This window comes from Arthrobacter sp. 2MCAF15 (assembly GCF_052115605.1).
Taxonomy (GTDB): domain Bacteria; phylum Actinomycetota; class Actinomycetes; order Actinomycetales; family Micrococcaceae; genus Arthrobacter.
Window position 1 is genome coordinate 31,660 of the sequence record NZ_JBFRGZ010000001.1, and the last position, 18,553, is coordinate 50,212.

At 66.7% G+C, this 18,553-nt stretch carries 19 protein-coding genes; 12 read left to right on the top strand and 7 right to left on the bottom strand.

Annotated features, from left to right (window positions below; genetic code table 11):
* The first annotated feature begins 66 nt into the window (after positions 1-66).
* The 3 genes from typA (at position 67) to AB4089_RS00145 (ending at position 3,507) form a co-directional block, all read left to right on the top strand.
* Positions 67-1,995: a translational GTPase TypA gene (typA, locus tag AB4089_RS00135; protein ID WP_441407332.1), complete on the top strand. Its 1,929-nt coding sequence runs from the start codon at positions 67-69 to the stop codon at positions 1,993-1,995.
* Between the two features lie 48 nt (positions 1,996-2,043).
* Positions 2,044-2,400 (top strand): hypothetical protein, encoded by a 357-nt coding sequence (locus AB4089_RS00140; RefSeq protein WP_441407333.1) that lies wholly within the window; start codon positions 2,044-2,046, stop codon positions 2,398-2,400.
* Between the two features lie 297 nt (positions 2,401-2,697).
* Complete coding sequence (locus AB4089_RS00145) at positions 2,698-3,507, top strand: type IV toxin-antitoxin system AbiEi family antitoxin domain-containing protein (protein ID WP_441407334.1); 810 nt, start codon at positions 2,698-2,700, stop codon at positions 3,505-3,507.
* A 415-nt stretch (positions 3,508-3,922) separates the two neighbouring features.
* Here AB4089_RS00145 and AB4089_RS00150 read toward each other — a convergent pair whose 3' ends face one another.
* Entirely contained in the window at positions 3,923-4,171 is a 249-nt protein-coding gene (locus tag AB4089_RS00150; RefSeq protein WP_441407335.1) for a putative acetyltransferase, read from the bottom strand.
* A 151-nt stretch (positions 4,172-4,322) separates the two neighbouring features.
* Between AB4089_RS00150 and fdxA the strand changes: the two genes are divergently transcribed.
* The 5 genes from fdxA to AB4089_RS00175 all read left to right on the top strand — a co-directional run bounded on the left by fdxA (position 4,323) and on the right by AB4089_RS00175 (position 8,900).
* Positions 4,323-4,649, top strand: a complete 327-nt coding sequence (gene fdxA, locus AB4089_RS00155; protein ID WP_026266493.1) for a ferredoxin — start codon at positions 4,323-4,325, stop codon at positions 4,647-4,649.
* A 12-nt stretch (positions 4,650-4,661) separates the two neighbouring features.
* Complete coding sequence (dapC, locus tag AB4089_RS00160) at positions 4,662-5,810, top strand: succinyldiaminopimelate transaminase (RefSeq protein ID WP_441407336.1); 1,149 nt, start codon at positions 4,662-4,664, stop codon at positions 5,808-5,810.
* Positions 5,811-6,038: 228 nt separating this feature from the next.
* A complete protein-coding gene (locus tag AB4089_RS00165) occupies positions 6,039-7,322 on the top strand; it encodes a citrate synthase (RefSeq protein WP_441407337.1) in 1,284 nt (427 codons plus the stop codon).
* Positions 7,323-7,575: 253 nt separating this feature from the next.
* Positions 7,576-8,241: a TetR/AcrR family transcriptional regulator gene (locus AB4089_RS00170; protein ID WP_441407338.1), complete on the top strand. Its 666-nt coding sequence runs from the start codon at positions 7,576-7,578 to the stop codon at positions 8,239-8,241.
* Between the two features lie 47 nt (positions 8,242-8,288).
* Positions 8,289-8,900, top strand: a complete 612-nt coding sequence (locus AB4089_RS00175; RefSeq protein ID WP_441407339.1) for a hypothetical protein — start codon at positions 8,289-8,291, stop codon at positions 8,898-8,900.
* A gap of 20 nt (positions 8,901-8,920) precedes the next feature.
* Here AB4089_RS00175 and AB4089_RS00180 read toward each other — a convergent pair whose 3' ends face one another.
* Together AB4089_RS00180 and dapD are read right to left on the bottom strand one after the other, a co-directional pair.
* Positions 8,921-9,772 (bottom strand): hypothetical protein, encoded by an 852-nt coding sequence (locus tag AB4089_RS00180; RefSeq protein WP_441407340.1) that lies wholly within the window; start codon positions 9,770-9,772, stop codon positions 8,921-8,923.
* A 111-nt stretch (positions 9,773-9,883) separates the two neighbouring features.
* Positions 9,884-10,894 (bottom strand): 2,3,4,5-tetrahydropyridine-2,6-dicarboxylate N-succinyltransferase, encoded by a 1,011-nt coding sequence (gene dapD / locus AB4089_RS00185; RefSeq protein ID WP_441407341.1) that lies wholly within the window; start codon positions 10,892-10,894, stop codon positions 9,884-9,886.
* 134 nt (positions 10,895-11,028) lie between these two features.
* Here dapD and dapE point away from each other — a divergent pair, with 134 nt between their 5' ends.
* Complete coding sequence (gene dapE / locus AB4089_RS00190) at positions 11,029-12,195, top strand: succinyl-diaminopimelate desuccinylase (RefSeq protein WP_441407342.1); 1,167 nt, start codon at positions 11,029-11,031, stop codon at positions 12,193-12,195.
* Between the two features lie 99 nt (positions 12,196-12,294).
* On the opposite strand, the gene AB4089_RS00195 is transcribed toward dapE, so the two are convergent.
* From AB4089_RS00195 to AB4089_RS00210, 4 genes are all read right to left on the bottom strand, one after another.
* The gene (locus AB4089_RS00195) at positions 12,295-13,131 is read right to left on the bottom strand and encodes an amino acid ABC transporter permease (RefSeq protein ID WP_441407343.1); all 837 of its coding nucleotides are present in this window, start codon (positions 13,129-13,131) and stop codon (positions 12,295-12,297) included.
* Positions 13,128-13,778: an amino acid ABC transporter permease gene (locus tag AB4089_RS00200; RefSeq protein ID WP_441407344.1), complete on the bottom strand. Its 651-nt coding sequence runs from the start codon at positions 13,776-13,778 to the stop codon at positions 13,128-13,130. The genes AB4089_RS00195 and AB4089_RS00200 overlap by 4 nt, the downstream gene beginning before the upstream one ends.
* 98 nt (positions 13,779-13,876) lie before the next feature.
* Entirely contained in the window at positions 13,877-14,761 is an 885-nt protein-coding gene (locus AB4089_RS00205; protein ID WP_441407345.1) for a glutamate ABC transporter substrate-binding protein, read from the bottom strand.
* A gap of 59 nt (positions 14,762-14,820) precedes the next feature.
* Positions 14,821-15,576: an amino acid ABC transporter ATP-binding protein gene (locus AB4089_RS00210; protein ID WP_090575726.1), complete on the bottom strand. Its 756-nt coding sequence runs from the start codon at positions 15,574-15,576 to the stop codon at positions 14,821-14,823.
* A gap of 202 nt (positions 15,577-15,778) precedes the next feature.
* On the opposite strand from AB4089_RS00210, the gene AB4089_RS00215 reads away from it, so the two are divergent.
* The 3 genes from AB4089_RS00215 to AB4089_RS00225 all read left to right on the top strand — a co-directional run bounded on the left by AB4089_RS00215 (position 15,779) and on the right by AB4089_RS00225 (position 18,451).
* The gene (locus tag AB4089_RS00215; RefSeq protein ID WP_441407346.1) at positions 15,779-16,648 is read left to right on the top strand and encodes a TIGR00730 family Rossman fold protein; all 870 of its coding nucleotides are present in this window, start codon (positions 15,779-15,781) and stop codon (positions 16,646-16,648) included.
* A gap of 64 nt (positions 16,649-16,712) precedes the next feature.
* Complete coding sequence (locus tag AB4089_RS00220) at positions 16,713-17,066, top strand: DivIVA domain-containing protein (RefSeq protein WP_441407347.1); 354 nt, start codon at positions 16,713-16,715, stop codon at positions 17,064-17,066.
* A 101-nt stretch (positions 17,067-17,167) separates the two neighbouring features.
* The gene (locus AB4089_RS00225; RefSeq protein WP_441407659.1) at positions 17,168-18,451 is read left to right on the top strand and encodes a hypothetical protein; all 1,284 of its coding nucleotides are present in this window, start codon (positions 17,168-17,170) and stop codon (positions 18,449-18,451) included.
* Positions 18,452-18,553: the final 102 nt, after the last annotated feature.

The window sequence follows — 18,553 nt, forward strand, 5'->3', positions numbered from 1 at the left end:
CGTGCGTTCCGGTTGGAAATGTCGCGATACCACAGCTGACTTCACCACTGAATCGAGCAATAACGCATGTCTGAAACCACCACCAACACTGCGGTAGCCACTGCATCGCGCAGTGACCTGCGCAACGTCGCGATCGTGGCCCACGTTGACCACGGCAAGACCACGCTGGTCGACGCCATGCTCAAGCAGACCAAYTCCTTTGCCGAGCACAACCACCTCGAAGACCGCGTCATGGACTCCGGTGACCTCGAGCGTGAAAAGGGCATCACCATCCTGGCCAAGAACACCACGGTGGCCTACAACGGACCGTCCTCCAAGGGCGAGACCATCACCATCAACGTCATCGACACCCCCGGCCACGCCGACTTCGGTGGCGAGGTCGAGCGCGGCCTGTCCATGGTCGACGGCGTCGTCCTCCTCGTTGACGCCTCTGAGGGCCCGCTGCCCCAGACCCGCTTCGTGCTGCGCAAGGCCCTCGCCGCGCACCTGCCGGTGATCCTGCTGGTCAACAAGACCGACCGCCCCGACGCGCGGATCGAAGAAGTTGTGCACGAGTCCATGGACCTGCTCCTGGGCCTGGCCTCCGACCTCGCCGACGAAGTTCCGGACCTCGACCTGGACAAGATCCTGAACGTCCCCGTCGTCTACGCCGCCGCCAAGGTTGGCCGCGCCTCCCTCGAGCAGCCCGCCGACGGCTCCGCGCCGGAGAACGAGGACCTGGAACCGCTGTTCCAGGCCATCATCGAGCACATCCCGGCGCCGACTTACAACCCGAACGGTGTCCTGCAGGCGCACGTCACCAACCTGGACGCCTCCCCGTTCCTCGGCCGCCTCGCGCTGCTGCGCATCTACAACGGCACCCTGCGCAAGGGCCAGACCGTTGCCTGGGCCCGCGCCAACGGCGAGCTGAAGAACGTCAAGATCACCGAACTGCTGGCCACCAAGGCCCTTGACCGCGTCCCGACCGATTCCGCCGGCCCCGGCGAGATCGTCGCCGTCGCCGGCATCGAGGAAATCACCATCGGTGAGACCCTGACCGACGCCGAGAACCCGCAGCCGCTGCCGCTGATCACCGTTGACGACCCGGCCATCTCCATGACCATCGGTATCAACACCTCGCCGCTGGCCGGTAAGGTCAAGGGCGCCAAGGTCACGGCCCGCCAGGTCAAGGACCGCCTCGACAAGGAACTGATCGGTAACGTCTCCATCAAGGTGCTCCCCACCGAGCGTCCTGACGCCTGGGAAGTCCAGGGCCGTGGCGAGCTCGCCCTTGCCATCCTGGTCGAGCAGATGCGTCGCGAGGGCTTCGAGCTCACCGTCGGCAAGCCGCAGGTTGTCACCAAGACCGTCGACGGCAAGGTCCACGAGCCGATGGAACACATGACCATCGACGTGCCCGAAGAGTACCTCGGCGCTGTCACCCAGCTGATGGCTGCCCGCAAGGGCCGCATGACCAACATGGCCAACCACGGCACCGGCTGGTGCCGCATGGAGTTCATCGTTCCGGCCCGTGGCCTGATCGGGTTCCGCACCAAGTTCCTCACGGACACCCGCGGCGCCGGCATCGCAGCGTCGATCTCTGAAGGCTACGAACCGTGGGCCGGCCCGATCGAATACCGCACCAACGGTTCGATGATCGCCGACCGCGCCGGTGTTGTGACCCCGTTCGCGATGATCAACCTTCAGGAACGTGGCTCCTTCTTCGTCAAGCCCACCTCCGAGGTCTACGAGGGCATGATTGTTGGCGAGAACTCCCGCGCCGACGACATGGACGTCAACATCACGAAGGAAAAGAAGCTCACCAACATGCGTGCCGCTTCCTCGGACACCTTCGAGAACCTGACGCCGCCGCGCGACCTGACCCTCGAAGAGTCCCTCGAATTCGCCCGCGAAGACGAGTGCGTCGAGGTCACCCCGGATTCCATCCGTATCCGCAAGGTCATCCTGGACACCAACGAGCGTGCCAAGGCCAACCGCGCCCGCGCCAAGGTCTGATCCCGGTCTCCGGGCTTCGGCTGAAACGTGACTAGGAGAGCTGCCGGTATGGCAGGCGGCGTTGCCGCCGCCGTGCCGGCAGCTCTTTTTGTTGCCCTGGCCGGCACCGCCCTGCACCGGCACGATCTGGTGCTGGGCGGCATGGACATTCCGTGGGGAGCGGCGGCAGCCCTGCTCCTGCTGGGATCGGTTCAGCTGTGGCTCGGGGCCGCGTTCCGTTCGCTGGTTCCGACGGCGGTGTGCGGAGCTCTTTGCTATTCACTGACCGGCTGGTGGTCCACCCTGGAAACGGGCAAGCGCCTGGTTATCGGCGATGCCGCGGGCAACATCTGGGTCTTCGGCATCGCGGGCATCACCATGCTGATGCTGGCCTGGTGCCGCCGGTACCGGCAGCCGCCCGGCTAGGTCCGAGCCCCGTTCCTTCCTCCGCGCCCCCCTTCCTTCCCCCCGCGGGACATGCCCATTTTTCGGCCGCTCGGGCGGGCACAGTGGCATCATGTCCGGTGCGCAGGTAGTGCGGGGGACATGTCCACTCTTCACGATGGGCAAGCCCGGCCCTCACCCTGAACTGTTCCCCGATGGCGGGACATGCCCATTTTTCGCCCGGGCCGAGTTCCCGTGGCGCGCCGGCCGGCAGGCGCAGTTTTCCACATAGCGCGGGATTCGGTACGCGCGGACCTCTGGCGGTCTCACCATGGGTGAATGGCCAACATTATCGAGGTGCTCTCCAAGTACGACGGCGTCGCGCGCGCCAAATACATCGCCGCGGCGGGAGTTGCCGAATCCCAGCTCAAGTCGGCAATGGCGTCGGGATCCGTATCCCGGGTAGCCCGCGGCGTCTATGCCCTGCCCGGTGCGGACGAGCAGCTGATCAACATTCGCTCGCTCCCGGCCGAACCGGCATGCGTCACCGCGGCCCACTACGGCGGGTTGTGGGTCCTCGAAACCCCGTCTCAACCGCATGTTGCCCTTACCCACAGCAGGAGCTACCCGGGCTTCGTCTGCCACAGGACGCCCCGGCCGCCGACGCTCCTCGACACCGTCATCCAATGCCTGCGGTGCCTGCCTGAACCCGACGGGCTGATCATCGCCGAATCCGCAGTCGTGCTCAAGGGACTTCCTTTGGGCTCGTTGCGCGGGCGGCTCGACGGCCGTAACGACTCCCGGGAGCGCCGGATCGTGTCGGCGATCGTCCCGCAGTCCCAGTCCCTCATTGAGTGTCTGGCCCGGTTCCTCCTGCGGCGTGCAGGATTCCATGTTGAATCGCAGGTCAACGTTCCGGGCATGGGCCACCTGGACCTGATGGTCGATGGCCGTCTAGGCATCGAGACGGACGGTGCCGGGTTCCACATGGACCGCACGAGCTTCGAGGAAGACCGGCGGCGCTGGAACGTCACGACGCGCCGGGGAATCCCGACACTGGTTGTTACCTACCCACTGCTAAGGGATCATCCGGAAGAGTTCATCACGATGGTCCGGGAAACGCTAAACAGGCTGTCTGCCGCCGCGTAGGGTCGGTCCCGGCTTCACACGTCGCTGTGCCACCGCACTCCGGCACCGGCCTCTACGCCCCCGCAATCTAGCGCCCCTGGACACCACAACCTTGTGCCCGCCCACCACTGGACATGTCCCTTGCTCCGTCTATTCACCACTGGACATGTCCCGTGCCGGCCGGCCGGGACGGGCATGCTGCTGAGATGTCCGTCGCAGGCGATCAGCGGAGGGCATGTCCATTGGTCGCGGAGGGGGGTGGTGGGCATGTGCCCGGGTGGCCCTCAGTGGGGGGACCTGTCCACTGGTGGGGTGCAGGGGAGGGCATGTCCAGTGGTCGCGGAGGAGGCGGGTGGGCATGTGCCCGGGTGGCAGCGAGGGGAGGGCATGTCCACTCGTGGGGCGCGGGGGAGGGCATGTCCCGGGGAACCGCGCCTCAGGGGGCCTGCACACGCGGGGCTCGGCGGGGCGGGGCTGGCGGGACCTCCTTGGCAGCCACTACAAGCGGGAGGGCGATGACGACGTCGGAGCGGCGGGTGCGGACGGTGCAGGAGCCGTCGGCGCGTCCTACGAGCTCGCCCAGGGCATCCGTCAAGCCTCCGTCGATCCGGTACCGGACCACAACGCGTGTGCCGAGCGGGGCACCGGAGAGGAACTGCTGGGGCAAGGGCAAAGGCGTGCTCATCAGATCATAGTAAGACGCAGAGCGTGTATGACGTCCCGCTAGGTTCGCGGGAACAGGCTGGGAGATAATAGGCTCAGAAGTCAGCAACCCGGCGCTCAGGCCGGAAAACCATCCGGCCGGTCGCCGGAACCAACGTGGAGAGGCCAGGGACGTGACGTACGTAATCGCGCAGCCGTGTGTAGATGTCAAGGACAAGGCATGCATTGAGGAGTGCCCCGTCGATTGCATCTACGAAGGTGAGCGTTCCCTGTACATCCACCCGGACGAGTGCGTGGACTGCGGTGCCTGCGAGCCGGTCTGCCCCGTAGAGGCGATCTACTACGAAGACGACACCCCCGAAGAGTGGGCCGACTACTACAAGGCCAACGTCGAGTTCTTCGACGAGCTCGGTTCCCCGGGCGGTGCCGCGAAGGTCGGGAACACCCACACCGACCACCCGATGATCGCCGCACTGCCGCCGCAGAACCAAGACAACTAGGACGGCGCTACGGTGACATCCGCGGTGCGCACCTTCGGCCTGAGCCTGCCCGATTACCCGTGGGAGGCCATGGCACCGTATCTTGCCACGGCAGCCCGGCACCCTGCGGGAGCCGTCAACCTTTCCATCGGAACCCCCGTGGACCCGACGCCGGCCCTCATCCAGGACGCGCTCCGCGCCGCCGCGGACGCCCCCGGCTACCCCACGGTCCACGGGACGCCGGCCCTGCGGGAAGCCATCGCGGGCTGGTTTGCCCGCCGGCGCGGCGTCCCGGGGCTCGATCCGCAGAATGTGATGCCGACCGTGGGTTCCAAGGAACTCGTCGCGTGGCTGCCGTTCCTGCTCGGCCTCAAACCGGGCGACGTCATCGTCCGCCCCACGGTTGCCTACCCCACCTACGACATCGGCGCCACATTCGCCGGCGCGGAGCAGATCGCCGCCGACGACCTCGACGAGCTCGACGCCGGCACCCGCGCCCGCGTGCGGCTGATCTGGGTCAATTCACCGGCCAACCCCACAGGCAGCGTCCGCGACGTCGCGTCGCTGCGGCGGATCGTCCGGCAGGCCCGCGAGATCGGCGCCGTGGTCGCATCCGACGAATGTTACGCCGAACTCGGCTGGGGGGAGTGGGACGTCCAGCGCGGTGGCACACCGGTCCCGAGCATCCTGGACCCGCAGGTCGCGGAAGGTTCCCACGATGGCCTGCTCGCCGTCTATTCGCTCAGCAAGCAGTCCAACGTGGCCGGCTACCGGGCAGCCTTCGTCGCCGGCGACCCCGCCATCATGGCCAACCTGGTCAACAGCCGCAAGCACGCCGGGATGATCGTTCCCTACCCGGTCCAGGAAGCCATGCGCGTGGCCCTCGGCGACGACGCCCACGTCCAGGCCCAGAAGGACCTGTACCGGGGCCGCCGCGAACGGATTGTCCCGGCGCTCGAGGGCTTCGGCTTGAGGATCCACGAATCCCGGGCCGGCCTCTATCTGTGGGCCACCGCCGGCGAACCGACGTGGGACACCGTGGGCAGGCTCGCCGACCGCGGAATCGTCGTCGGACCCGGCGTTTTCTACGGAGACGCCGGGAACGGGTTCATCAGGGTGGCGCTCACCGCAAGCGATGAGCGGATCGACGCCGCCGCGGCGCGGCTGGCCACGGGAGCGTAACAATCCTGTGGCGCGCACCACATGTGTCGCGTTTTCGGCCATTTCGGGGCCTCCCGGATTAGTGCCACCCGCGAAGTGACGGTACTTTTTAACTGACGATCAATGGTGGCTTTCCACAAGAAGGCAGCGCAGCCTTTGGAAATCCTGTCCGCACAGGATCCGCGGGCAGCTTCACCAGATGTTGGACCAGCTTTCGACAGAGGCCCCGATGCCTCATGAGGAGACTCCATGACTGAAACCACCAGCGCAACCCTGCGCCATGCCGGCGGCGAGCTCGAACTCCCGCGCATCAAGGTTGTAGAAGGAAACGAAGGCTACGACGTTTCCAAGCTGCTGAAGCAGACCGGCGCCGTCGCCTTCGACCCCGGTTTCATGAACACCGCGGCCACCACCTCGGCCATCACCTACATCGACGGCGACGCCGGCATCCTGCGCTACCGCGGCTACCCGATCGAGCAGCTGGCCCAGCATTCGAGCTTCCTGGAAGTCTCCTACCTGCTGATCTACGGCAACCTGCCGACCCCCACCGAGCTGGAATCCTTCGACCAGCGGATCCGCCACCACACCCTGCTGCACGAGGAGCTCAAGGGCTTCTTCAGCGGCTTCCCCCGCGACGCCCACCCGATGCCGGTGCTTTCCTCGGCCGTGTCCGCGCTCTCGACGTTCTACCAGGACTCGCTGGATCCGTTCAACGCCGAGCAGGTGGAAGTATCCACCATCCGCCTCATGGCCAAGATGCCGGTCATCGCCGCGTACGCCCACAAGAAGTCGATCGGCCAGCCCATGCTGTACCCGGACAACTCGATGAACCTCGTGGAGAACTTCATGCGCCTCAGCTTCGGTCTGCCGGCCGAGCAGTACGAGGTGGACCCGGTCATCGCCAAGGCCCTGGACCTGCTGCTGATCCTGCACGCGGACCACGAGCAGAACTGTTCCACCTCCACCGTGCGCCTGGTCGGATCTTCGAACGCCAATCTCTTCGCGTCCGTCTCCGCCGGCATCAACGCCCTCTTCGGCCCCGCCCACGGCGGCGCCAACGAGGCCGTGCTGAAGATGCTGCGCCAGATCCAGGCCGACGGCATCAAGCCCGAGGACTACATGGAGAAGGTCAAGAACAAGGAAGACGGCGTCCGCCTCATGGGCTTTGGGCACCGTGTCTACAAGAACTACGACCCCCGTGCCAAGATCATCAAGGCCACGGCCCACGAGGTCCTCAGCAAGCTCGGCGGAAACGACGAGCTGCTGGACATCGCCATGCGCCTTGAAGAGAAGGCCCTGGGCGATGACTACTTCATCCAGCGGAAGCTCTACCCGAACGTGGACTTCTATACCGGCCTGATCTACAAGGCCATGGGCTTCCCGGAAAAGATGTTCACGGTGCTCTTCGCGATCGGACGCCTGCCGGGCTGGATCGCCCAGTGGCGCGAGATGATCAGCGATCCCAACACCAAGATCGGCCGCCCGCGCCAGCTCTACGTCGGCGAACCGGAACGCAACTACCCGGCGCTGTAGTCGCCGGAGAGCCACGGCACCTGCCGTACAGGAAGTACGACGCCGGCCGCGCACCTACTTGGGGTGCGCGGCCGGCGTCGTTCCCGGCGGGCGCCGCACCGCCCTGGCCGCCGCTGCGGACACCGCTGCAGTATTGGCCACCGCCGCTGCGGCCAATACTGCCGTGACCTGCGCCGTTGTGACCCCTGCCACGCCAGCGGGGGAATCGGTGTGGCCCGCGGCGGTGGCGACACAGACGTGCTAAAAAAGACCAGTGCCTAAATTTGTCGACGCCGTCATCCGGCGCCAGGAAATAGTTGACGCAGTCTTCAGGATCATCGCCGTGGATGGTCTTGAACGGGCCTCCCTCCGGGAAGTTGCAGACGAAGCCCAACTGGCGGTCGGCTCCGTGCGGCACTATTTCGCCAGCAGCGACGAGCTGCTGACCCAAGCCTTCGCCATGGTGGTGGACCGCATCGTCGGCAGGCTCACCGCCGCGGACTCCCTTCTGGGGGACCTGTCGCCTGGAACAGACGCGCACCACACGGCCGTGATGGCACTCTTGGGCGAGGTGCTTCCGCTCGATGAGGAACGGGCCGTTGACGCGTGCGTGTGGATGGCCTTCAAGAATGCAGCCCGGACCAAGCCGTTCCTGGCCGCCGAGGCGGACCGAAGCCACCGTGCGGTGGCCGCCGTCGTGGGCCGGCTCATCATGGGCCTTACCTCCGGGGCGGAGAGCGCTGACACCGGCGGCATCGACCAGCACGTGCTCGTCACCGAAGCGGAGCTGTTGCTGGCCGTGCTGGACGGCCTGACCATGCACGCCCTCCTGCAGCCGGAGTGGATGACGGCCCAGATGTGCAAGGATGTGCTCGCAGCCCATCTTGAGGGCCTGAACCGCCGGATATCGGGCCGGGCACCAGCCGTTAACGCGTCTTAGCAACAGGAATAGACTGAGACCGTACGTCTTGCCAAGGAGGCAATTGGATGCACCACACCGGCGGACCTGGCTGGCGGATCACGATGGATACTTCTGGTCCCATGCTCATAGCCCTGTACGTTCGTGACGCAGCCGGTCTGGACACCGCGGGTCATCCGGCACTGTGTCACGTGGCACCGAAGATCCGCGCCGCGGACCACACCCACCTGATTGCCGAAGTTGGCGGCCCGGCTGCGCTCAAGACCGAATGGGAGGCCTGGTGGGAGCAGCTGCTGAAGGCCCACCCGGAGATGTCCCCGGAACTCTCCCCGCCCGGCTTCCGTGCGTTCAGCAATTCCCCGGCCCTGCGTCGGGTGCTGCAGGCCCATTTCGGGGCGGCCCTGACGTGGGCCAGGGAACGCCGCGGGGAATATGTGGCCCTCGAAGCGGAGCGCGAGACCAACGGCCACAACGAACTGCTGGCCGACATGGTGGAGGACCGCCTGCTTGAAGTGGGACGCGCCTCGAATGACTTTGGCCTGACGATCATCGAACTCCCGCTTGCGGAGCCGCGCGCGTGGTTCCTCGAGCCGGACAAGATCCTCATGAGCCACGAGCTGTTGTCCCAGCCGGAACTGTTCCGCAGCTACGTGCAGCCTGTGGTTGATCTCCTGGTCTAGGCCCGCGTGTTGTTGGGCGCTCAGGTCCGCGGGGCGTCGGCGACGGTGACCCTGACCTGGCCGGCCGGGACCTGGGCAGGCTGCCAGCCGTCGCGGGACTGCCGGTTCCAGGCCCGGCCGTCGACCTCGACGCTGGTAATGGACAGCTCCTTGGCGTTGGCCACGGCCCACTGCCCGACAGCCCAGGCCCGGGCGCCTTCGGCATCCACCTGCAGCGTCCGGCCGTTCGCGGACGACTGGACATCACCGAGGGCCGTGGCCAGCTCCGCGGCGACGGCAGCCGGATCCCCGGCGCTGTCGGGGGACCGCAGCGAGCAGTCGAGGCCTGCGGGCGTCTGGCCGCTCAGGGCCGAAGCGAACGCGCGGGCCATCCCCTCGTGCTGGGCATAGGCCTCCGGGTACGCCGAGCGCTGGACCCGCTGGGCGGCATCGGTGATCTCCAGGGACTGGTACCCGGAGATCTTGACGAGCGCATCGTAGAACGCGTTGCTGGCATGGTACGGGTCCATCACCTGCGCCGTGGTGCCCCACCCCTGGGACGGGCGCTGCTGGAACAACCCGCGCGAGTCCGGGCCGGCCTGGTCGCCGTGGCCGATGTTGCGCAGCTTGGATTCCTGCATGGAGGTGGCCAGCGCGATGCTGGCGGCCCGGGCGGGAAGCCCACGCCGGACCGCGACGGCGGTGATCAGGGAAGCGTTGGCGGCCTGGTCGGTGGCGAGGTCATCGCCTCCGCTGCCCACGGCCGTGCAGCGTTCGGTGATCAGCGTTTCCGATCGCTGCAGGAACGCCACCGCGGTGTAGATCGCGCCCGCGACCATCGCAAGGGTCAGCAGAAGTACGATCCGGCGCCGCCAGCTCCCTCGTCGTGCCACGAAACTTACTCCCTCAGGCCCCAGCGGGCTGCGTCATCGGCTGCTTCATCGTTCGGACTCGGCCCGGCCTGACGGCCTTCGCCGCCCGCCATACCGTACCAGCCGGTGCGGTCAGTTGGCGTGCAGGTCCGCGTTGAGCTCCACAGTCTGGCCCTTGCGGGGCAGAGCCTCGACGGCGCCGGTGGCGGAATTGCGGCGGAAGAGCAGGTTCGGGACGCCGGACAGCTCCACGGCCTTGACCACCCGGCTGGTGTCTTCACCCTCGGCATCCCGCGGGCTAATGACACGCACGCGCGTGCCGGCGGTGACGTAGAGTCCGGCCTCCACCACCGAGTCATCGCCGAGGCTGATTCCCACGCCGGAGTTGGCGCCGAGGAGGACGCGCTCACCGATGGCGATCTTTTCCTTGCCGCCGCCGGAGAGGGTACCCATGATCGAGGCCCCGCCGCCGACGTCGGACCCGTCACCGGCGACGACGCCCGCCGAGATCCGGCCCTCGACCATGGAGGTGCCGAGCGTTCCGGCGTTGAAGTTCACGAAGCCCTCGTGCATGACCGTGGTGCCTTCGGCCAGGTGCGCACCCAGCCGGACACGGTCGGCGTCGGCGATCCGGACGCCGGAGGGAACGACGTAGTCAACCATGCGGGGGAACTTGTCCACGCCGAAGACGGTGACGGCGCCGCGCTTGCGCAGGCGCGCACGCGTGAGTTCGAAGTCCTCCACGGCTGCGGGGCCGAAGTTGGTCCACACGACGTTGGGGAGCTTGCCGAAGATTCCGTCGAGGTTGATGGTGTTGGGCTGGACCAGGCGGTGGGAGAGCAGGTGCAGGCGAAGGTAGGCGTCCGCCGTGTCGGCCGGTGCCTCGTCCAGGTTGATCTGGGCGAAGACAACCTGCTGCTCGGTGCCCCGGTCCGCGTCGGTTCCGTTGGCGGCAATGTCGGCCAGTGACTGGTCCGCGTTCTGCACATCACGCAGGTGCTCCGCGGCGACTCCCAGCGCCGGGGCCGGGAACCATACATCCAGCACGGTGGCCTCACCGTTGCGGGTGGAAATGGTGGCCACCCCGTATCCGTAGGCGGAGCGGGCGTCGGCGGGCACAGCAGAAGCAGCAGTTTCAGTCATGCCCCAAGTCTAACGAGAGCGTCGGCGGCCACTGAAACGTGAGTCGTCCAAGTGACAGGAGAGGTTTGTCATTCGACCGGACGGGATGGCGGCTGCTGCGACCGGGCGCGAAAGCGAACGGATAAGGTGGGACCGTGACCCCCACGAACCCGCGCACCCCTGCCACTGCTCCCGCCGGCGCTCCTGTCCGCACCCCAGGCCATTTGGACCTGCGCCAGGACGTCGCCCTGCTCACGGCCGCCCTGATTGACATCGACAGCGTCTCCGGCAACGAGAAGGTCCTGGCCGACGCCGTCGAGCAGGCCCTCCGCCTGCTGCCGGAGCTGGAAGTGGTCCGCGACGGCGATTCGATCATTGCCCGCACCAACCTTGGCCGGGCCGAGCGTGTGATCCTTGCCGGCCACCTGGACACCGTGCCGCTGCCCATCACCGAGGGCTCGCTGGGGACCGTTCCTGCGTACTGGCCCTCCGGGGCTCCGGGGGAGGGGGTGCTGTATGGTCGCGGCGCCACCGACATGAAGGGCGGCGTCGCCGTGCAGCTGGCACTGGCGGCCACCATGTTCGACGGCGGGGCGGCCCCGGACAAGGACGTCACGTTCGTCTTCTACGACCACGAGGAAGTCGAGGCCGTCAAGAGCGGCCTCGGCCGGCTGGTGCGCAATCACGGATCCCTGCTCGGCGGGGACTTCGCGATCCTGCTGGAGCCAACCAACGGGACGGTGGAGGGCGGCTGCAACGGCACCAGCCGCTTCGAGGTCACCACGCGCGGCGAGGCCGCCCACTCGGCCCGGGCCTGGATGGGCAGCAACGCCATCCACGCGGCGGCCCCGATCCTGGCCCGGCTGGCGGCGTACGAGCCGCAGACGGTGACTGTTGACGGCCTGGACTACCGCGAAAGCCTCAACGCCGTGAAGATTCACGGCGGCACGGCCGGAAACGTCATCCCGGACAAGTGCGTCGTCGAAATCAACTACCGCTTCGCGCCGGACAAGACCCCGGACGGTGCCGAGGCCGTGGTCCGGGAACTGCTGGACGGATTCGAGGTCGTGCGCACCGACGCCGCGGCCGGGGCGCGGCCGGGACTGCACCACCCCGCCGCCGCGTCCTTCGTCGCCGCCGTGGGCGCCGAGCCGAAGCCCAAGTACGGCTGGACCGACGTCGCCCGGTTCAGCGAACTCGGCATCCCCGCAGTGAACTTCGGGCCCGGCGATGCGCTGCTGGCGCACAAGGACAACGAGCACGTCGAGGCGGACGCCATCCGGGAATGCCTGCGGGCACTGCGGAGCTGGCTCAGCGCCTGACCCGGCGAAAGCCGCACGGCACACCGGCCAACGCACCGCCGAACGCAGAAAGGGTCCGGAACCTCAGGGAGGTTCCGGACCCTTTGCGGTGGACGGGTGTTACTTGGCTGCCGGGAGTCCGGCAACCGGCACGTGCGCCACGCCGCCGGCGGCCCGCTTGGAGCCGCGGCGTTCGAGCCAGATGGCGAGGCGGGAGACCGCAAGGTCGATCGCGATGTAGATGGCTGCAGCCACGAAGAACACCGGGAACAGGTACTGCGGGCCGAGGAAGTCGGCCATGACCTGCACGGCCCGGAGCAGCTCGCCGTAGGCGACGATGTAGCCCAGCGAGGTGTCCTTCAGCAGCACCACGAGCTGCGCGACCAGCGAGGGCAGCATGCGCCGGATGGCCTGCGGCAGCTCGATGGTCAGCCGGGACTGGAAGCTTGTGAGTCCGATCGCCAGGCCGGCCTCACGCTGGCCCTTGGGCAGCGACTGGACGCCGGCGCGGATGATCTCGGCAAAGATCGCCGAGTTGTACAGGACCAGGCCGGCCACCACGGCGACGAACGAGCTGGTGGCGAACACCAGCAGCACGAACAGCATCATCAGCACCACGGGCATGCCGCGCAGGAATTCCAGCACGATCCGGGTGGGCACCCTGATCCAGGCGTTGTCCGAGATGCGCATCAGGCACAGGAGCAGGCCCAGCGGGAACGCGATCACCGCTGCCACCGCGGCCGCGGCGAGCGTGGCGCCGATGCCGGCCGCGATCAGGGCCCAGACGTCGGGCAGCTGGAAGACTGCCCAGCGTTTGGCGTCGAAGATTCCCTGCTGGGCGAGGGTCATGACTGCCAGGACCAGGAGGCCGCCGATCACGATGACGCCGATGATGGAGCCGATCAGCGATATCCGGCGGGCTTTGGGGCCGGGGACGTCGTAGAGAACAGAGCTCATCGCGCGATTGCCACCTTTCGTTCAACGACGCTGGCGAGGTAGCCAAGCGGGATGGTTATCAGCAGGTAGAAGAACGCGACGCCGACCAGGACCCACACGACGGCATCGCCGTTGGCGTTGGCCAGCTGCTTGCCCTGGCCGAAGAGTTCCAGCACATAGAACGCGCCGGCCACGGAGGAGTTCTTGACCAGGGCGATCAGGATGTTGATCAGCGGCGGAATCACGGTCCGCAGGGCCTGCGGCAGGATGATCAGGGAGAGCACCTGGGTGAACTTCATGCCGATGCTGCGGGCGGCCTCCGCCTGGCCCACCGGGACACTGTTGACGCCGGAGCGCACGGCCTCGGCGATGAAGGCCGAGGTGTAGGCGCTCAGGGCGATGATGGCGGCGACCTCGAACTGCTGGAACGTGACGCCGAGGCGGGGCAGCACGACCGCCGCGAAGAAGAACGCGATGGTCAGCGGGGTGTTCCGGACGATCTCGACGTACACCATGCTGAAGCCGCGCAGCGCGGCGACGGGTGAGACGCGGGCGGCCGCCAGGATGGTGCCGAAGACCAAGGCGATAATCCCCGAGACCACGGACAGGAAGAGGGTTCTGAGAAAACCGTCCCAATACTGGGGGAGGTTTTCAATGATGACGTCCATAAGTTCCTTCAGCTGCGTTGAGGGGATTCCAGGCGAAAAACGGGCGTGGCGGCTGCCGGGCTGCGGAAGATCCGCTGCCTGACAGCCGCCACAGCCGGCTAGTAGCGGTCGATCGTGGGAAGCGCGGGCGTGGTCTTAATGACCGTGCCGGCGGTGTCTTCCCAGGCCTTCTTGTAGGAGCCGTCCTTGTCGGCAGCCTCCAGCTGGTCATTGATCCACGTGCGGAAGGCAGTGTCGCCCTTCTTCAGGCCGATGCCGTAGGGCTCCTTGGTGAAGGTCTGGTCCGATGCCAGTTTGAAGGCGTCCGGTTCCTTGGACACGAAACCGGCGAGGATCACGTTGTCGGTGGTCACCGCTTCGACCTGCTTGTTCCGCAGCGGTTCCAGGCAAGCGGAGTAGGTAGCGGCCGGAACCAGGACAGCTCCGTACTTTTCGACGATCGTCGCGGCCGGGGTGGATCCGGTCACGGAGCAGACGTTCTTGCCCTTGACGTCCTCGGGCTTGGTGATGGAGTTGTTGTCCTTGTTCACCATGAGCGCCTGTCCGGCCTCGTAGTACGGGCCGGCGAAGTCGACTTCGGTCTTGCGCTTGTCATTGATGGTGTAGGTGGCGACGATCATGTCCACCTTGCCCTGCTTGATGAACTGCTCGCGGTTGGCGGAAACGGTTTCAACCCACTCGATCTTGTCGGCGGGGATGCCCAGCTTGGCGGCAATCAGCTTGCCGATTTCGACGTCGAAGCCGACCGGCTTGCCGTCCAGGCCCTTCTGGCCGAAGAGCGGCTGGTCAAACTTGGTGCCAATGGTGATCTTGCCCGCGGATGCAAGCTTGGCCATGGTGGAATCGGCGGCAAAGCTCGGCTTCTCGGCGACGGGCGGGTTGGTGGTCGTGGAGGTGCTGCCGCCACAAGCACTCAGGGTGAGTGCCAGTGCTGCGGATGCGGCAACCAGAAGGGATTTCCTTCGGGTCAAAAATGCCTTCATGACATTCCTTTCATTGGGCGGCCGCCGTGCGGCGGCCAGAGTGCGAACTCGTAGCGGGCTCAGTGCGTCAAAAGCTTGGACAGGAAGTCCTTGGCCCGGCTGCTCTTGGGGTTGGTGAAGAATTCCTCGGGGGTCGCGTCCTCGACGATCTGGCCATCAGCCATGAACACGACGCGGTCCGCCGCCTTGCGGGCGAAGCCCATCTCGTGGGTGACCACGATCATGGTCATGCCTTCCTTGGCGAGCTGGACCATGACGTCCAGGACCTCGTTGATCATTTCCGGGTCGAGGGCCGAGGTGGGCTCATCGAAGAGCATCACCTTCGGCTTCATCGCCAGGGCGCGGGCGATGGCAACGCGCTGCTGCTGGCCACCGGAGAGCTGGGCCGGAAGTTTGGGGGCCTGATGCCCAACGCCGACGCGCTCCAGCAGCGCCATGGCGTCCTTGTCGGCCTCGCCCTTGGAGACACCCTTGACCTTGATGGGGCCAAGGGTGACGTTTTCCAGGATGGTCTTGTGCGCGAAGAGGTTGAATGACTGGAAGACCATGCCGACGTCGGCGCGCAGCTTTGCAAGTTCCTTGCCCTCGGCGGGCAGTTCCTTGCCATCGATCTTGATGTCGCCGTCGTCAATGGTCTCTAGGCGGTTGATGGCGCGGCAGAGCGTCGACTTTCCGGAACCCGAGGGGCCGATGACAACAACAACCTCACCCTTGCGGACGTTCAGGTTGATGTCCTTCAGGACGTGCAACTGGCCGTAATGCTTGTTCACGGCCTTCAGGGAGACGAGGGCATCGCCGGGCACTTGAGTAGTCATACAAAGAATCTAGCGAAGATTGGCGCAATATGACCGCAATCACTCTTATTCGTGCAGATCGTGATTCAAGAGATACCTGCACGTCAGCGTCTCTTGCCGGGCCGTCGCCAGGCACCCGCCGGAGTCCCCGTGGCCCCTTGCTGCCATCAAAGCGCCGACGCGCCGACGCGGCAGCGCCGCAGTTCCGCGCTAGCCTATGGGCATGAGTACCGATCCGCAGCGCAGCCCCAAGCAAGATGCCGAGCAGACGCCCGCCGGCAAGCCGACCCGCGAGGCCCGGAGCACTCCGGCGCCCAACGGAATCCGCCACAAGGGCCCGCTTGAACTGCGCCGGAAGGCCGCCAAAGTCACGATGTCCGACCAGACGCTGCTGGACACCAAGGGTCCTGGCCAGTTCGTGCACACCGACCCCTGGCGGGTCCTGCGGATCCAGAGCGAGTTCGTGGAAGGGTTCGGCGCCCTGGCCGATCTCGGTCCGGCGGTCAGCGTCTTCGGCTCCGCCCGCACCGTGCCGGGGAGCCGGAACTACGAGCTCGGTGTCGAGGTGGGACGCCAACTGGCCGAGGCAGGACTGGCCGTCATCACAGGCGGTGGCCCGGGGTCGATGGAGGCCGCGAACAAGGGCGCCGTGCAAGGCAACGGCGTCTCGGTGGGGCTCGGGATCGAGCTGCCGTTCGAACAGGGCATGAACCAGTGGGTGGACCTGGGCATCAACTTCCGGTACTTCTTCGCGCGCAAGACCATGTTCGTGAAGTACGCGCAGGGATTCATCGTGCTCCCGGGCGGTCTCGGCACCCTGGACGAGCTCTTCGAAGCCATGGTCCTGGTCCAGACGCGCAAGGTCACCTCGTTCCCGATCGTGCTGGTGGGCGTCGCCTTCTGGGGTCCCCTGCTCGAGTGGGTACGGGACACGCTCGTCGCAGAGGGAATGGTGTCCGAGGAAGATCTGGACCTGGTGCAGGTAGTGGACGACCCCGCGCTGGCGGTCGCGCTGGTGGTGGAGGGGGCCGCGCGCCACCGGAACCCGAACGGCGGCAACATCGGCGGCAGCGCCTCCAAGGGAAACGGCTAGGGAACCGCAAGGCTGACACGTCCGGCTGAGCGCTCCGGCGCCCGGCTTCTGGCACGATGGTCTAGTGAGTCTCTTCCTGGTTTTCCTGGCGATAGCGCTGATCGGCGTCGCCGTCCTCCTGGGTGCCGGCCTCGTGCCGAAAATCCTCCACCGAAACCGGGACGGGGGTGCCGGTTCCTTCGACGACGGTTTCGACGAGCCGGTCGCATCCCTGCCGCCGGTCCTGCTGCCCGAGCGCGCTGCCGCGGCGGACATCGACCGCCTGCGCTTCGCGGTCGGGCTCCGCGGCTACCGGATGGACCAGGTGGACCAGGTCCTCGATGATCTGCGGGAGCAGATCATCGCCAAGGACGAAAAGATCGAGGCGCTCGGAGAGGAACTGGAACGCCTCCGCCCGCCGGCCGAGCCCGGGCCGTGAACCACGTGGAAGATCCGGAGGCCGTCGCGGAGCCTGAGGCCCTCGAGCCGAAGGGACTGAACGCGGCGGTGTGGAGCCGCATCGCGGCCGCGGGCGCCCGGATGGCGCGGTGGCCGTGGTGGACGCAGGTCGCCGGGCTGTACATCGCCGCCCGGCTGGTCAGCGCCTGTATTTTCATGGCTGCGGCCCTGCACCAGGGCGTGAATCCGTGGTTTCCCGCCAAGCCGGACTACTGGAATTTCATCAATATCTGGGACGCGCGCTGGTACGCCGAGGCGCTCCAGACGGGGTATCCGGCGCTTCTTCCGACCGACGACGCTGGCACTGTCCAGGAGAACACGTGGGCGTTCTACCCGCTGTTTCCCGTGCTGGGCCGCGTGCTGTCCGGACTCACGGGCACGGGCCCGGCGTGGTCGCTGACGGCCATCGCGCTGGTCTCCGGACTGGGGGCAGCCCTGGTGGCGTACAAGATTTTCAGGCACCGGGCCTCGCACCGCACGGCGCTCTGGGGAACCGTGTTCCTGGCGACCTTCCCGGTGGCGGCAGTGCTGCAGGTGCCGTACGCCGAATCCCTGAACCTGCTGTTGCTGGGCGGCGCCCTGCTGCTGGTCATGGAGCGCCGGTACCTCTGGGCGATGCCCGTCGTGGTCCTGATGTGCCTTTCCCGGCCCACCGGTGTCCCGTTTGCGGCGATGGTGGGGCTGCTGTTGCTCTACCGTCTCTGGCAACGCTTCGGTGTGACGCGACGCAAAACGCAACAGCTGGCGGAGCATCTCCGAACAGAGCCCCTCCCAACGGAGCATGTCCCAACACAGCCCCTCCCAACACAGCACCTTCCAACACAGAGCCTGGACGGCGCTGCCGCCCACAGCAGCGCCCAGCTCTGGGCCCTCGGCGGTCTCACCGCCGTCAGCGGGATCGGCGCGCTGCTGTGGCCCGCCATCGCCTGGGCGGTGACCGGTGACCTTGGCGCCTATACCAAGACCGAAACAGCTTGGCGCGGCGATGACCTGGTGCCGTTCAAGCCGTGGTTCGACGCCGGCATCATGCTGTTCGGGCCGACCCTGGGAGTGCTGGCGCCCTTCGTGTTTGTTGCCGCGTTCACCCTGCTGATGATGTCCAGGCCCGTGGTGGCGCTGGGCACCGAGCTGCGGCTGTGGTGCTGCTGCTACATGGGCTATCTGCTGGTCTTCCTGCACCCCCAGACCAGCACGTTCCGGATGCTGCTGCCGCTGTTCCCGCTCGCCCTCAGCGCAGCCCTTCTCTCGCGTTCCCGCGCGTACCGCGGTGCCGTCGTGGTGATGTTTGTCCTGCTGCAGATTGTGTGGATTGTGTGGCTGTGGGCATGGGCGCAGTTGCCCGGCGGAGGGGACTACCCGCCGTGACCCACAGCACCATTTCCGGGCCCCGGCCCGGCGTGGCGGGACGCGCTTGAAAGTCCAACGATTAGCTACGGGCGCATTGTTACGCGATAATAGAGGATAAGC

Excerpts from the sequence above, each read along its gene's own strand:
- AB4089_RS00165 (WP_441407337.1), top strand. The coding sequence starts at position 6,039 with ATGACTGAAACCACCAGCGCAACCCTGCGCCATGCCGGCGGCGAGCTC.
- AB4089_RS00150 (WP_441407335.1), bottom strand. The coding sequence starts at position 4,171 with ATGAGCACGCCTTTGCCCTTGCCCCAGCAGTTCCTCTCCGGTGCCCCG.
- AB4089_RS00205 (WP_441407345.1), bottom strand. The coding sequence starts at position 14,761 with ATGAAGGCATTTTTGACCCGAAGGAAATCCCTTCTGGTTGCCGCATCC.
- AB4089_RS00195 (WP_441407343.1), bottom strand. The coding sequence starts at position 13,131 with ATGAGCTCTGTTCTCTACGACGTCCCCGGCCCCAAAGCCCGCCGGATA.
- AB4089_RS00175 (WP_441407339.1), top strand. The coding sequence starts at position 8,289 with ATGCACCACACCGGCGGACCTGGCTGGCGGATCACGATGGATACTTCT.
- AB4089_RS00140 (WP_441407333.1), top strand. The coding sequence starts at position 2,044 with ATGGCAGGCGGCGTTGCCGCCGCCGTGCCGGCAGCTCTTTTTGTTGCC.
- AB4089_RS00225 (WP_441407659.1), top strand. The coding sequence starts at position 17,168 with ATGGCGCGGTGGCCGTGGTGGACGCAGGTCGCCGGGCTGTACATCGCC.
- AB4089_RS00145 (WP_441407334.1), top strand. The coding sequence starts at position 2,698 with ATGGCCAACATTATCGAGGTGCTCTCCAAGTACGACGGCGTCGCGCGC.
- dapD (WP_441407341.1), bottom strand. The coding sequence starts at position 10,894 with ATGACTGAAACTGCTGCTTCTGCTGTGCCCGCCGACGCCCGCTCCGCC.
- AB4089_RS00210 (WP_090575726.1), bottom strand. The coding sequence starts at position 15,576 with ATGACTACTCAAGTGCCCGGCGATGCCCTCGTCTCCCTGAAGGCCGTG.
- AB4089_RS00215 (WP_441407346.1), top strand. The coding sequence starts at position 15,779 with ATGAGTACCGATCCGCAGCGCAGCCCCAAGCAAGATGCCGAGCAGACG.
- AB4089_RS00200 (WP_441407344.1), bottom strand. The coding sequence starts at position 13,778 with ATGGACGTCATCATTGAAAACCTCCCCCAGTATTGGGACGGTTTTCTC.